This is a genomic window from Hamadaea sp. (assembly GCF_013362815.1).
GTDB lineage: Bacteria > Actinomycetota > Actinomycetes > Mycobacteriales > Micromonosporaceae > Hamadaea.
The window spans coordinates 19,908-33,691 of record NZ_JABFVK010000033.1 but is presented as its reverse complement, the minus strand read 5'-3'; the positions used below and the strand labels follow the sequence as shown (position 1 = coordinate 33,691).

Here is a 13,784-nt window from a genome sequence, read left to right as displayed (position 1 = left end):
GCGGCGTTGCCCAGCCGTGTCGGCTTTGTTTCGGCCGTGTTACATGGCACGTGCGCTGCGCCACCGTGCGTTCATCAAAGCCTAGGCGAGTACGCTGACGCGCGTGACCGAGACCTCGCAAGAAGCAGTCCCGACGCTTCTCCGGCGCTTCGTCGGGCTCTTCGTCGACTGGCTGCTGTGTCTGCTGATCTCCGGGTTCTTCGTCCCGGATCTGCGGACCGCCACCTGGCAACCGGTCGCCGTGCTCATCTGCGAGTACGCCTTCTTCCTCGGCCTGTTCGGCCAGACTCCGGGCATGCGGCTGGCCCGCATCCGCTGCGTGAGCGTCGACGGGGGTGGGCCGATCGGCGTACCCCGGGCGGCGTTGCGCGGCTTCCTCCTCGCGCTCGTCGTGCCCGCGTTGATCATGGACACCGAGCGCCGGGGCGTACACGACCGGTTCGCGCGCAGCGTCATTTTGCCTGCCTGAGCAGGCTGCTGCCGGAGCCGTTAGGCTCCGATGCTGTGACATACCCCCCTCCACCCCAGAACCAGCCGCCCTATGGCCAGCCCAGCCAGCCGTACGGTGCGCCGCAGCAGCCTCAGTACGGCCAGCAGCCTCAGTACGGCCAGCCGCAGAGCCAGCCGTCCTACGGCCAGCCCGAGCCTCAGTACGGGCAGCCCCAGTACGGTCAGCCGCAGTACGGTGCCCCGGGACAGTTCCCGCCGCCGGGCTCGCAGTGGGAGCCGCAAACCCCGCCGCCGTCCGGCACCAACGGCTTCGCCGTCGCGTCGCTGATCTTCGGCATCCTCGGCGGCATCCTCTTCGCCGTCATCTTCGGCTTCGTCGCCCTCAGCCAGATCAAGAAGCGCAATCAGAAGGGCCGCGGCATGGCGATCGCCGGCCTCGTGCTCTCCGTGGTCTGGGTGCTGGCCTGTGGCGCCGGCATCGCGATCAGCGCGCTGAACGAGCCCGAGCGGGACTCGAACGGCACTGTGACCGGGGAAGGCTCGGTCAGCTCGGTCGAGCTGAAGCTCGGCGACTGCCTCAAGAAGCTGCCGGCCGAGGGCCTCGTCAACGCCGTCGACGTCGTGCCCTGCTCGCAGGCGCACGGGGCCGAGGTGTACGCCGTCTTCAACCTCACCGGCACGACCTACCCCGGCAGCGACAAGGTGATCAAGCAGTCCGAGGATGGCTGCTCCGAGCGGGTCGACGCGTTGACCGCGGACGCCCAGAAGGACGACACGCTCGAGATCTACTACCTCTACCCGCACACCTCGACGGTGTGGACGCGCGGCGACCACTCGGTCACATGCCTCGTGGGCAGTACGAACAAGCAGTACACCGGAAGCCTGCGGAAGTAATCCGCGACCGTGGTCAGCGGCCGCGCATCTGGCGCATGGCGCCCTTCGGGGGGCGGAACTCCTTCGGGAGTCCGCCCTTCGGCATCTGCGGCCGCGCCGTGAGCGCCGTCAGCGCCCGGTCCAGGGAGTTGATCTCCTTGCCGGACAGGTTCTTCGGCAGCCGCAGAATGTGCGTACGCAGCTTGCGGATGGAGATCTGGCCCTCGCCGGAGCCGACGATCACGTCGTAGAGCGGGGTCTGGCCGATGACCTTGCCGAGCCGGCGCTTCTGCTCACCGAGCAGCTGCTTGACCCGCTGCGGCTCGCCCTCGCCGATCAGCACGACGCCGGCCGGGCCGAGCAGCAGGTGCACGAAGTCGTTGTTCACCGTGAAGGCGATCGGCTGTTCTTTCGTCCGCCAGTTGCCGCGCAGCGACGACAGGATCTGGGTGGCCGCGCCGGGCTGCCCCTCGATCGCGTTCATCATCGCCGAGTTGCTGCGCAGGTTGAGCACGAGCAGGACGGCGAGAAGCGTCACCATGACGCCCATCGGGATCCAGATCCAGCTGCTCGTCAGCCCGACGACCAGCACCGTCAGAGCGATCGGGATCAGCACGGCCGCCACCACAAGCGGAACGAACCATTTGTCCTGCTTTGCGGTGAACTTGAACACCATGCCGATCTGCTTCAGCCGTCCGCCGAAGGAGACCTTTTCCTCTGAGGGCTTCGCCATGACTTGAAGTCTAATCAGGTTCAGGCGGCGGCGAGTTTGCGGGCGTCGAGGGCCTGCCGGTAGAGCCGCCCGGCCCGGTAGGACGAGCGCACCAGCGGCCCGGACATGACCCCCGCGAAACCGATCTGCTCGGCCTCGGCCATCAGCTCGATGAACTCCTCCGGCTTGACCCAGCGGTCGATCGGGTGGTGGCGGGGCGTCGGGCGCAGGTACTGCGTGATCGTGATCAGCTCGCAGCCGGCCTCGTAGAGGTCGTGCAACGCCTGCGAGACCTCCTCGCGCTCCTCGCCCATGCCGAGGATCAGGTTGGACTTGGTGACCAGACCGGCCTCCCGGGCGCGGGTGATCACCTCGAGCGACCGCTCGTAGCGGAACGCCGGGCGGATGCGCTTGAAGATCCGGGGGACCGTCTCCAGGTTGTGCGCGAGCACCTCGGGACGGCTGCCGAACACCTCGGCCAGCTGGGCCGGGTCGGCATTGAAATCGGGGATCAGCAGCTCGACGCCACACCCGGGGACCATCTTGTGGATCTGCCGGACGGTCTCGGCGTACAGCCAAGCGCCGCCGTCGGGGAGGTCGTCGCGGGCGACACCGGTGATGGTGGCGTACTTGAGCTCCATCGACACGACCGACTCGGCGACGCGCCGGGGCTCGTCGGCGTCGAATTCGGCCGGCTTGCCGGTGTCGATCTGGCAGAAGTCACAGCGCCGGGTGCACTGGTCCCCGCCGATGAGGAAGGTAGCCTCGCGGTCTTCCCAGCACTCGTAGATGTTGGGACAGCCGGCTTCCTGGCAGACGGTGTGCAGACCCTCGCGCTGGACGAGGCCGCGCAGCTGGGTGAACTCGGGGCCCATCTTCGCCTTGACCTTGATCCAGTCGGGCTTGCGCTCGATCGGGGTCTCGGCGTTTCGGGCCTCGATGCGCAGCATGCGCCGACCCTCGGGAGCAACCATGGTCACGAGCCAAAGACTACGCTCACTGGACCCCTGGTAGCAGTCGAGGTAAGCACCGCCACAACCCGGTTGCGGCGTCTCTTCGGTCACGTTTACCCTGTTCGGCAACAGCGATGACGGGCCGAGTCACCGGTTGACGCCCGGGTGGACCGGTCCTGAGCTGCGGGGAAGAGGGCGCGTGCGCCGGTAGAACCCCGCCGGGATGATCTCCGTCAACCTGATCGAGAGGCCGCTCGCCCGAGCGGCGAAGGTGTGGTGGTACCGCGAGGTTTCCCGCTCGCCCGCACCTCCCTGGGGATCGCGTTGCGATTGATCGAGGAGGTTCACACCATGCAACGCATCCTGTCCGCTGAACTCGCCGCGCACATCGGCGAGCAAGTGACGATCGCCGGCTGGATTCACCGCCGCCGAATGCTCAAGTCCGTCGCCTTCCTCATCCTCCGGGACCGCTCCGGGTTCGCCCAGGTGGTGACGACCTCAGCCGAGCTGGAGAGCCTCAGCGAGGAGACCGTGGTCAGCGTGACCGGCACCGTGACGGCCAACGAGGTGGCCCCCGGCGGAGTCGAGATCACCGGCCCGACCGTCGAGGTCTTGTCGGACGCCGTCGAGGCGCTGCCGGTGGAGCTGTTCCGGCCCAGCCTCAACGTCAACCTGCCGACCCTGCTCGACCATGCGGCGCTGACCCTGCGACACCCGGCCCGGCGGCCGGTGTTCGACCTGCGGGCGGCCGTGGTCCGGGGCTTCCGGTCCACCCTCGACGGGCTCGGCTTCACCGAGGTGCACAGCCCCAAGATCGTCGGCATCGCGACCGAGTCCGGCTCGAACGTCTTCGGCCTCGACTACTTCGGGCGCAAGGCGTACCTGGCGCAGTCTCCGCAGCTCTACAAGCAGACGCTGGTCGGCGTGTTCGAGCGGGTCTACGAGGTCGGCCAGGCCTTCCGGGCCGAGCCGAGCGACACCGCGCGGCACCTCGCCGAGTACGTCTCGCTCGACGCCGAGCTGGGCTTCATCGAGAACCAGCGCGACGTCATGAAGGTGCTCCGCGACGTGGTCGCCGGGATGATCGCCGAGGCGAAGGCGGTGCCGTCGGTGGCGGCGGCCGGGTTCGACCTGCCCGAGGTGCCGGCCGAGATCCCGATCCTGCACTTCAGCGAGGCGTTGAAGATCGCGGGTGCGCCGGCGGACGAGGAGGACTTGTCCCCGGCCTACGAGCGGGCGGTTGGTGAGTGGGGTCGTCGCGAGCACGGCTCCGACTTCGTCTACGTCGAGGGCTATCCGACGCTCAAGCGGGCCTTCTACACGCATCCGGAACCAGGCCGCGCGCCCTACTCGCGGGCGTTCGACCTGATCTTCCGGGGCATCGAGATGGTCTCCGGCAGCCAGCGCCTGCACCGGTACGCCGACTACGTGTCGACGCTGACCGAACGAGGCGAGACGCTCGCGCCGTACGAGGCGTTCCTGGAGGTCTTCAAGCTCGGCATGCCGCCGCACGGGGGATTCGCGATCGGGCTGGAGCGGTTCGTCGCGCAGCTGACCGGCGCGGCCAACGTCCGCGAGGTGACCTTCTTCCCGCGCGACCTGCATCGGGTCACGCCCTGACCTGAGCGCGCCTCCCCTGCTGCCGGGTTCACTCCCGCAGCAGGGGAAGGTGGCGCTCGACGATCGGCAGCACCTCGTCGACGGTCACGTCGCGGCCCAGCTCCTGGCTCAGCGAGGTGACCCCGGCGTCCCGGATGCCGCAGGCGACGATGCGGTCGTACCAAGTCATTTCGGGATCGCAGTTGAGCGAGAACCCGTGTTGCGTCACCGATCGGGCAACCCGGATGCCGATGGCGGCGATCTTGCGGTCGGGGCCGCGGTCGTCTTCGCGTACCCAGACTCCGGATCGGCCCTTGACCCGCTCGGTGGGTACGCCGAGGTCGGCGCAGACCGCGATGAGCATGCGCTCGACCCGCCGCACGTACGCGACGACGTCCATCGCGTGCCCACCCGGGACGGCGGTCAACTTCATGATCGGGTAGCCGACGATCTGGCCCGGGCCGTGCCAGGTGATCTGCCCGCCCCGGTCGACGTCGATCACCGGTGTCCCGTCGAACGGGCGCTCCCAAGGCTGCGTACGCTTCCCCGCTGTGTAGACCGGGGGGTGTTCGAGCAGCAGGACGGTGTCGGGCTCGTGACCCTCGACCACCGCCTGATGCAGTTCACGCTGCAAGTCCCACGCCGCCAGGTACTCGACCCGGCCCAGGCGCTGCACCGCGATGGTGGACGGCTGTTCTGTCATCGTCACGCTCCCAGCCTATTGCGCCGCGTCGCGGGGGCGAGCCGCTGTGCGGCGGCTCACGCGTTGATCAGGGTCGCGGGGGAACGATCATGCTCGTTGGGCCACGACACGCCGGTCGATCATGCCCGGTAGTTCATGATCGCGCGGAAAGGACGGGGTTAGAGGGGCCAGAGCCAGACGTCGTCGACGCGCTGGGGCTGGCCGAGCAGCTTCGTCATGACGTCAAGCAGGGCGGGCTGATGCGCCGGCCAATGTGCGCCGTCCACGTCGTCGGCGAGGACCACCGCTTCGGCGTTCCAGTACTTCAGGTCCGCCCGGAACCGGGTGCGCTCGGCATCGGTGATCGGCGGGACGTATCCGGTCTTGGTGACGTCTTCGAGCAGCGTCTGGGCGTACGTCGGAATCGGGCCGATGCGCCCGGTGCCGTCGGGGCCGCCGGGACCGAGGAAGAACCCGGCCGGGATGCGGAATACCGGTCCGCGGTCGCCGGCCGACCGGGCCAGCGCGTCGGCCTGCCACCGCTGACCGTCCGGCAGCAGGTCGTTGGCGATCGGCACCGAGACCAGCACGCCGCGGTCGCTCACGTAACGCGTCCAGTCGCCGGAACTGATGAAGTGCGGCACCGGCTGCCTTTCGCGTACCAGCAAGGGCGTCGGAACCAGCGGAAGCAGGGCCGCGACCAGCCCCGCGAGCCAGAGCCACCGCGGACCGGGCAGGGCCCGCAGACGGCTCACCAGCAGTGCGAGCAGCGCACCGACCACCGGCGCGACGACCAGGGCGAGCCGTGACGGCAGCGCCGCGTTGAACACGGGCAGCTTCACCAGCAGCGCAGCCGGCATCGGGATCGAGGTGAGCGAGCCCCACCAGCGCAACTGCGGGCCGAGCGAGAGGATCGCGAAGACCACGCCGGTCACCCCCAGGGCCCGGACGAGCGCGCGGTCGGCGATCCGGCGCAGCATCAGGTACGCGGCGATGCTGAGCAGCAGCAACGGCAGCCCGAAGAAGGAGTTCTCCTCGGTCGCATTCGCGGCCAACGACGAGTCGAGTCCGATCGCCCCGGCTAGCGACCGCACCGGCCACGCCCCGTACGCAGCCAGATCCTCACTGTGCACGCGAGCGTCGAACCCGGTGCCGTGATAGCCGTAGGGACCGGCGAAGTGCAGCCACAACGGATAGGCGAGCAGTACGCCGGACACCGCCGCCGCGACGGCCAGCCCCTTGAGCACCGGCGCGGCCATCGCCCTGGCCTGTTGCCGTTGGGTGAACGCCCAGGCCGCGACGAAGATCACCCCGGCGAGCGCGGCGAAGAACAGCTGCTCGGCCGCGATCGAGAAGCAGGCGGCGATGAGCAGTCCGAGGATGATCCCGTCCCGGATCCACCGCCGTCGCCGGCCGAGCCGCACGATCGCGGCGATCATGAGCGGCACCAGCCACTGGGCGGTCCAGTTGAGGTGGGCGTTCGCGTGGGAGACGAGCGCCGGGGCGAAGCCGCAGAAGATCCCGCCGACCGCGGCGCCTAGGGCTGTCGTGCCGGGCAGATAACGGCGGAACAGCCAGAACCAGCAGTACGCCGTGGCCGCCAGGTTCAGCGTCAAGATCACGGCGAAGCTGACCGACGGGCCGAACCAGATCGTCACCGGCGCGAGGAGCACCGCGTACGCCGTGATCGAGGTGTTCACGGCGAGGTTGACCGCGTCGGGGGCGTTGAGCCAGTTCGTCAGCAGCGGGTTCTCCCCGTGCGTGAACGCGCGCGCGCCGAAGCTCAGCAGCCATTCGAACAACGCCTGGTCGCTGGCGTTGACCGCGATCACGCGATGGGTCGGCGCGATCCAGAGACCGCCGGTGAGGTAGATCGCCAGGATCAGGGCGATCGCCGCCACCACCAGGTCGGGCTTCTTCGACAGCCGGGTCCGCGCGGGGGGCGGTGCCATAGCGGGAGGGTTCTCGACCTGCGTACGCGCCACCGGAGAACTTTAGCAATGCCCGGAGTGTCGTCCTCGACAGTCTAATTGAAAACGACTACCACTATCAGTATGAAGACGGCATTCGTCGGCAAGGGCGGGTCGGGCAAGACCACGCTGGCCGCACTCTTTTCCCGTTACCTCGCCCAGACGGGCAGTCCACTGCTGGCCGTGGACGCCGACATCAACCAGCACCTGGCGGCGGCGCTCGGTGCGACCGAGGACGAGGCGGTCATGCTGCCCGCCCTCGGTGACCAGCTCCCGGCGATCAAGGAGTACCTGCGCGGGACGAACACCCGGATCTCCTCGGCGGCCGCCATGGTCAAGACGACGCCGCCGGGGTCGGGCTCCCGGCTGATCACCGTCACCGGTGACAACCCGATCTACGACGCGGCCGTACGCGAAGTCGGCGGTGTGCGCCTCGCGGTCACCGGCCCGTTCGCCACCGAAGACCTCGGCGTGGCCTGCTACCACTCCAAGGTCGGCGCGGTCGAACTGCTGCTGAACCACCTGGTCGACGGGCCGGGGGAGTACGTCGTGGTGGACATGACGGCGGGCGCCGACAGCTTCGCCTCCGGGCTGTTCACCCGGTTCGACGCCACCTTCCTCGTCTGCGAACCGACCGTACGCAGTGTCGGCGTCTACCGGCAGTACATCGGCTACGCCCGCGATTTCGGCGTACGCGTGCACGTGGTGGGCAACAAGGTCGACGACGACTCCGATGTGGACTTCCTACGGGAGCACGTCGGCGAGGACCTGCTCACCTGGTTCGGGCGGTCGGCGTACGTGAAGGCGGCCGAGCGGGGTGCATCCCGGCCGTTCGCCGAGCTGGAGCCGGTCAACGCAGCGGCGCTGGAGCTACTGCGGACCACTTTGGACGGCTGCGTCAAGGACTGGGCCCGCTACACCGCCCGAGCCGTCGAATTCCACCTGCGCAACGCCCAGGCCTGGGGCAACGCCAAGACCGGGGATGACCTCGGCGCTCAGGTCGATCCCACATTCGTGCTCGGGCCGCAGGCGCTCGAGCCCGTCGGAAAGGAAGTACGCAATGTCCCTTGAGGTGCCCACCGCGCTGCTGGAGCGGGCCGAAGCCGGCCAGGTCGACGACGCCGAGTTCGTCGACTGCGTCCGCCAGTCACTCCCGTACGCCTGGTCCGTCGTCAGCACCGCCGCCGCGGATCTGGCTGCCGATCCGGCCGCCGAGTTCGGTCAGCACGAGGTCCCGCCGCCGAGCGAGGCCGAGCGCGGGCAGCTGCTCCGGGCGCTGGCCAGCGACGCGATCCGGGGCGGGCTCGACCGCCACTTCGGCGTCAAGTTCGCCTTCCAGAACTGCCACCGGGTCGCGGCGTTCCGGCTCTCCGCCGTCGGCGGCGCGACCTACCAGGCGTTCATCTCGCCGCGTGGTCAGCTGCTGAATCAGTCGCCCGAACTGCGCGACTGCTGACGGTCCGCCTTTCAGCTGCAGATCAGGGATATGCAGCCTTCCCGAGCCTTCGGAAGCATGCGTATCCCTGATCTGCAGGTAACGAGGGAGGGGTGAGGGTGCTCGACGTGTTTCTGACGAGCCGGTGGGGTCCGGCCGCCGCCGCCCGGCACGCGCTGACTGCGGAAGCGGCCGGCTTCGACGGCGTCTGGCTGGCCGAGCACCACTTCACGGCGTACGGGCAATGTCCGTCGGCCACTCTGCTGGCCGGGCACATCCTCGCCGCCACCAGCCGGATCACGGTCGGAACGGCGGCTTGCGTCCTGTCCGCGCGCCATCCCATCGCGCTCGGCGAGGAGGCGGCCGTTCTGCGTACGCTGCACGGCGACCGGTTCAAACTCGGCGTCGCGCGCGGCGGTCCGTGGATCGAGATCGAGGTGCTCGGCGGCGGCGTCCGCCGGTACCAGAGCGGCTTTCCGGAGTCCCTGGAGCTGCTGCTGCGCTGGCTGTCCGGGGCGTCCGAGGTGGACGGTCTCGCGGTGATCCCGCCGGTCACGCCGTTCCCGGTGCACGTCGCGGCGGTGTCGGAGGCCACTGTGGACCTCGCGGCCCGGCTCGGCCTGCCGCTGCTGCTCGGCGTCCACGCCGACGAGGCCGAGGTCAAGCGCCTGGTCGACCGGTGGGACCAGCTCAGCCCCGCGCCGGGCACCGGGGAACACTGCTGGCTGCGGCTCGCGTACCCGGGGAAGAGCGGCGAGGTCCGCGCAAACCTCGCGGCCTGGCAGGAGACCTTGCGGTCCGCGCAGCGTGTCGTGCCGGGACCGCCGCGCGACCTGGCGGCGCACGTCGAGGTCGTGCTGCGCGCGCATCCGACCGGTTCGATGTCCGCGGTCGCCGACGGCCTCGCGTCCGGTTTTCAGCTGGTACGCCGACAGCTGTGCCTGGTCGAGGCGACTTCCTCGCCGGAAGCGACCGCCGACCTCATCACCACCCTGGCTCCGCCCTGCTCCCGGCGCTCGCCCCGTTGATCATGAACCTATGGTCCCCCATGACGGCGTGTCGGCCCCCTCAGCACCATGATCAACCCCCTATTCCTGGCGGTTGTCGATCAAGGAGTTTGGGGCGGTGACACGCCGTCGAGGGGAACCATAGGTTCATGATCAACGGGCTAGGCGAGGACGGTGGCGAACTCGGCCTTGACGATGCCGCCGACGATCGCGCACCAGGTGTCGACGTCGATCTTGCCGTTGTCGTCGAGCCCGTGCAGGACCTGCATCTCCTTGATCGCCATCTTGGTGTTCCAGTCGTAGACGCCGGTGACGTCCACGGTGTACCCCTTGTTCTTCAGCACGAACTGGGCGCCCGCGACGTGCTCGCCGGAATCGTGCTTGCCGATCCCGGCCGCGAGGGTCTCCCAGGTCGGGTCGGACATCGTGCCGTCGCTCTCCACCGTGATGCCGTGCTTGCCCTGCCAGTCCTGGATCGCGGCGAGCAGCGCGGCGTCGAAGGTGCCGGTGGTGTTGAGGTTGGTGTACCCCTGGTTGCGCAGCAGGTACTTGGCCGCGACCACGGTCTGGCCGGCCGAGCTGGTGAAGATGTCCGGCCAGGTCCGGTCCGGCACCTCCGACAGCCGTGTGCCGATCGCGACCGCGACCCGCCGGCGCAGCTCCGGGAAGAGCCGGTAGAACGCGATGCCGGGGCACTGCGTGCTGTTCCAGTCCCAGTGCCCGAACATGTTGTGCGCGTGGATCTTGTACTGGGTGCAGATCGCCGAGGACAGCTTCACGAGCGAGTCGAGCAGCGCCTGCGGCGGCGTTTCGGTGATGTAGGTGCCCTCGTTCTCGATGCCGATGCTCTGCGTGTTCTCGCCTACGCAGTGCGCCGACTGCACCTGGGCCAGCCCCGACTTCAGACCCTCGAAGCTGCGGTGGCGACCTTCGAGGACGTACCCGCCACGGCTGATGGTGAAGTGCTGCCCCGTGTCGGACCAGCCGTTGCCGTCCATGTGCAGGTCCTGGCAGCGGTGCGCCAGGGCGATGGCCTGCTCGCGGGAGTAGTCGGTGACGTTCGGGAACGCCATGTGGTGGATGACGATCTTCCGGGTGGTGCCGGTACGCATGACGAGCGCGCTCGACGGCGGCCGGGCGCCCCACTCATCGCAGTCGATGATGAAGTCGAGCGAGGCGTCGTCGGCGTACGCCGCGGTTGTGGCGGCCAGCGGAAGCAGCGCGCCCGCGCCCGCGACCAGGCCGCCCTTGAACAAGGAACGGCGGCTGGGGGTGAGTGCCATGAACGTTTCCTTCGGGGGAGGGGGAATATCGTGAATGTTTCACGAGAATGGCCAAGCCGCAGAATATTCTTAACGGCTCGGTGGCACCAGACCCCGAGTGGATCAATCGTGCAGGGCTGCGACCAGGGCCTCCCGGATCGTTCGGTGGTGGAACTCGAAACCAGTGCGCTGCAACGCTTCCGGCACGAGCCGGGTGCTCTTGAACGCTTCGTCAGCGAATTCGCCGATCAGGAGGCGTACGCCGAATTCCGGGATCGGCATGATCGTCGGCCGGTGCAGCAGCCCGCCCAGCGTCTTCGTGAACTCGGCGTTGGTGGCGGGGGTCGGCCCGGCCACGTTCACCGGCCCGGCGACCTCATCGGTCGTGAGGATGTGGCCGACCGCCCGCAGCCAGTCCTCCCGGGACACCCAGGGCAGCCATTGCCGTCCGTTGCCGAGCTTGCCGCCGACGCCGAGCCGGAAGGCGAGCAGCAGCGGTTTGAGCAGGCCACCGCTGCGGTGCAACGGAAGCCCCGTACGCAGAACCACCACCCGGGCCGGGGCGGCCGACATCGCCGCACTCTCCCAGTCGACGCTGAGATCGGCGAGGAAGTCCCCGGTGACGGTCGTGGCGTCGTCGGTCAGCACTTCGTCGCCGCGATCGCCGTACCCCGCCACGCCGGAGGCGTTCACCAGCAGCGGGATGCCCTGTTCGCGTACGGCATTGGCGATCGTGGTGGTGGGCACGACGCGGCTGCGATAGATCAGATCCTTGTACGCCTTCGTCCACCGGTGATCCCCGACGCCCGCCCCGCCGATGTTCACCACCGCGTCCGTGCCGGCCGGGAGGCGTACCGGTCGGGTGGGGTCCCAACGCAGCTGACTCGGCTGGTCGGGCTCTCGGCGTACCAGCTGAGTGACCTGATGACCCGCGGACCGCAGGTACGCGATCAGTGGCCGGCCCAGGAAGCCCGAGGCCCCGGCGACGACGATCCTCATGCGATCAAGCTATAGAAAAGCCCCCGGCCGTGGTGGCCGGGGGCTGATCCGTCGTCGCTCAGAGACCGAGGTCGGATTCGAAGTTGCCCGCCTCCAGGCGCTCCTTGACCGTGGTCAGGTAGCGGGCCGCGTCGGCGCCGTCCACCAGCCGGTGGTCGTAGGAGAGGGCCAGGTAGACCATGTAGCGCGGGACGATGAGCTCGCCCAGGTCCGGGTCGTCCACGACGACCGCGCGCTTGACCACCGAACCGGTGCCGAGGATCGCGACCTGCGGCTGGTTGATGATCGGCGTGTCGAACAGCGCGCCCCGGCTGCCGGTGTTGGTCAGCGTGAACGTGCCGCCCGAGACCTCGTCCGGGGTGAGCTTCTTGCTGCGGGTGCGCTCGGCGATATCGCCGATGCGCTTGGCGAGCCCGGCGAGGTTGAGGTCACCGGCGTTGTGGATCACCGGAACCATCAGGCCGTCCTCGGTGTCGACCGCCATGCCCAGGTGCTCGACGTCGAAGTAGGTGACCGTGCCGGCCTCCACGTCGATCTTCGCGTTGACCGACGGGTGCTGGCGCAGGGCCTCCACCGCGGCGAGCGCGAAGAACGGCAGGAACGACAACTTCACGCCGTTGCGCGCGAGGAAGTCCTTCTTGGCCTGCTCGCGAAGCTTGGCGACCTTGGTCACGTCGACCTCGACCACCGTGGTGAGCTGCGCCGAGACCTGCAGCGACTCGACCATGCGCTTGGCGATGACCGCGCGCATCCGGGTCAGCTTCTCGGTACGCCCCCGCAGCGGGCTCGGCTCGGCCTTCGCCGGGGCCGCCTTCGGCGCCGCGCTGGGCTGAGCCGGAGCGGCGGGAGCCGGGGCCTTCGCCTTCTCCGCCGCGTCGAGCACGTCCTGCTTGCGGATGCGGCCGCCGACGCCGGTGCCGTTCAGGCTGCCCAGGTTGACCCCGTGCTCGGCCGCGAGCTTGCGGACCAGCGGGGTCACGTAGCCACCGGCGTCGCCGTTGACCTGCGAACCGGCCGCCGGCTGCGCGGGCGCGGCAGGCTTCGGGGCCTCCGCCGGAGCTGCGGGCTTCGGGGCTTCCGCGACCGGCTGGGCCGGAGCCGCCGGCTTCGGGGCTTCTGCCGCGGGCTTCGGTGCCTCCGCGGCCGGCTTCGGGGCCTCGGCGGGGGCCGGAGCGGCGGCGGGCGCGCCACCGGCCGCGCCGACGAGTGCGAGCACCGCACCGACCGGGGCGGTCTCGTCCTCGGCGACCTTGATCTCCAGCAGCGTCCCGGCGACCGGCGACGGGATCTCGGTGTCGACCTTGTCGGTCGAGACCTCCAGCAGGGGCTCGTCGACCTCGACGGAGTCGCCGACGCTCTTCAGCCAGCGGGTGACCGTGCCCTCCGTGACGCTCTCGCCGAGCGCGGGGAGGGTCACCGGAGTGCCCTCGCCGCCACCCTGCGGCGCGGCAGCCGGTGCGGCAGCCTGCGGGGCGGGCGCTTCGGCCTGCTCCGCCGCGGGCGCCTCAGCCTGCTGCGGCGCGGCGGCCTCCGCCTGCTGCGGGGCGGGCGCTTCAGCCTGCGGAGCCCCGTCCTCGGAGATCACGGCGAGCACAGCGCCGACTTCGGCGGTCTCGTCCTCCGCGACCAGGATCTGCGACACGACACCGGCGCTGGGCGACGGGATCTCGGTGTCGACCTTGTCGGTCGAGACCTCCAGCAGGGGCTCGTCGACCTCGACCCGGTCGCCGACGCTCTTCAGCCAGCGGGTGACCGTGCCCTCCGTGACGCTCTCCCCAAGTGCGGGAAGCGTGACCGATACCGGCATGAGTCCAGACTCCTCGTTATTCGATCTTCTCTGTG

13 protein-coding genes are annotated in these 13,784 nt (G+C 69.3%); 6 read left to right on the top strand and 7 right to left on the bottom strand.

Going from position 1 to position 13,784, the window contains the following annotated elements; all coding sequences use genetic code 11:
• Positions 1–103: 103 nt before the first annotated feature.
• Both HOV77_RS17825 and HOV77_RS17820 read left to right on the top strand, forming a co-directional pair.
• Positions 104–469 (top strand): RDD family protein, encoded by a 366-nt coding sequence (locus tag HOV77_RS17825; RefSeq protein ID WP_290863528.1) that lies wholly within the window; start codon positions 104–106, stop codon positions 467–469.
• A 35-nt stretch (positions 470–504) separates the two neighbouring features.
• The gene (locus tag HOV77_RS17820) at positions 505–1,344 is read left to right on the top strand and encodes a DUF4190 domain-containing protein (protein WP_290863527.1); all 840 of its coding nucleotides are present in this window, start codon (positions 505–507) and stop codon (positions 1,342–1,344) included.
• Between the two features lie 13 nt (positions 1,345–1,357).
• Here HOV77_RS17820 and HOV77_RS17815 read toward each other — a convergent pair whose 3' ends face one another.
• The gene (locus tag HOV77_RS17815; RefSeq protein WP_290863526.1) at positions 1,358–2,056 is read right to left on the bottom strand and encodes a DUF4191 domain-containing protein; all 699 of its coding nucleotides are present in this window, start codon (positions 2,054–2,056) and stop codon (positions 1,358–1,360) included.
• A gap of 20 nt (positions 2,057–2,076) precedes the next feature.
• Positions 2,077–3,009, bottom strand: coding sequence for a lipoyl synthase (gene lipA, locus HOV77_RS17810; RefSeq protein ID WP_290863540.1), 933 nt, complete (start codon positions 3,007–3,009; stop codon positions 2,077–2,079).
• Positions 3,010–3,339: 330 nt separating this feature from the next.
• Between lipA and aspS the strand changes: the two genes are divergently transcribed.
• Complete coding sequence (gene aspS / locus HOV77_RS17805; RefSeq protein WP_290863539.1) at positions 3,340–4,608, top strand: aspartate--tRNA(Asn) ligase; 1,269 nt, start codon at positions 3,340–3,342, stop codon at positions 4,606–4,608.
• 28 nt (positions 4,609–4,636) lie between these two features.
• Here the strand turns inward: aspS and lipB are convergent, their stop codons facing one another.
• On the bottom strand, positions 4,637–5,290 hold the full coding sequence (gene lipB, locus HOV77_RS17800; RefSeq protein WP_290863538.1) for a lipoyl(octanoyl) transferase LipB: 654 nt from the start codon (positions 5,288–5,290) through the stop codon (positions 4,637–4,639).
• Positions 5,291–5,448: 158 nt separating this feature from the next.
• Entirely contained in the window at positions 5,449–7,221 is a 1,773-nt protein-coding gene (locus HOV77_RS17795) for a DUF2079 domain-containing protein (RefSeq protein WP_290863525.1), read from the bottom strand.
• Positions 7,222–7,323: 102 nt separating this feature from the next.
• Between HOV77_RS17795 and HOV77_RS17790 the strand changes: the two genes are divergently transcribed.
• The 3 genes from HOV77_RS17790 to HOV77_RS17780 all read left to right on the top strand — a co-directional run bounded on the left by HOV77_RS17790 (position 7,324) and on the right by HOV77_RS17780 (position 9,702).
• Positions 7,324–8,310, top strand: a complete 987-nt coding sequence (locus HOV77_RS17790) for an ATP-binding protein (protein WP_290863524.1) — start codon at positions 7,324–7,326, stop codon at positions 8,308–8,310.
• On the top strand, positions 8,300–8,695 hold the full coding sequence (locus HOV77_RS17785) for an SCO5389 family protein (RefSeq protein ID WP_290863523.1): 396 nt from the start codon (positions 8,300–8,302) through the stop codon (positions 8,693–8,695). The genes HOV77_RS17790 and HOV77_RS17785 overlap by 11 nt, the downstream gene beginning before the upstream one ends.
• Before the next feature lie 107 nt (positions 8,696–8,802).
• Positions 8,803–9,702, top strand: coding sequence for an LLM class flavin-dependent oxidoreductase (locus tag HOV77_RS17780; RefSeq protein ID WP_290863522.1), 900 nt, complete (start codon positions 8,803–8,805; stop codon positions 9,700–9,702).
• 140 nt (positions 9,703–9,842) lie between these two features.
• Here HOV77_RS17780 and HOV77_RS17775 read toward each other — a convergent pair whose 3' ends face one another.
• From HOV77_RS17775 to sucB, 3 genes are all read right to left on the bottom strand, one after another.
• On the bottom strand, positions 9,843–10,964 hold the full coding sequence (locus HOV77_RS17775) for an N-acetylmuramoyl-L-alanine amidase (RefSeq protein WP_290863521.1): 1,122 nt from the start codon (positions 10,962–10,964) through the stop codon (positions 9,843–9,845).
• A 102-nt stretch (positions 10,965–11,066) separates the two neighbouring features.
• On the bottom strand, positions 11,067–11,942 hold the full coding sequence (locus HOV77_RS17770; protein ID WP_290863520.1) for a TIGR01777 family oxidoreductase: 876 nt from the start codon (positions 11,940–11,942) through the stop codon (positions 11,067–11,069).
• 58 nt (positions 11,943–12,000) lie between these two features.
• Entirely contained in the window at positions 12,001–13,749 is a 1,749-nt protein-coding gene (sucB, locus tag HOV77_RS17765) for a 2-oxoglutarate dehydrogenase, E2 component, dihydrolipoamide succinyltransferase (protein WP_290863519.1), read from the bottom strand.
• Positions 13,750–13,784 lie beyond the last annotated feature (35 nt).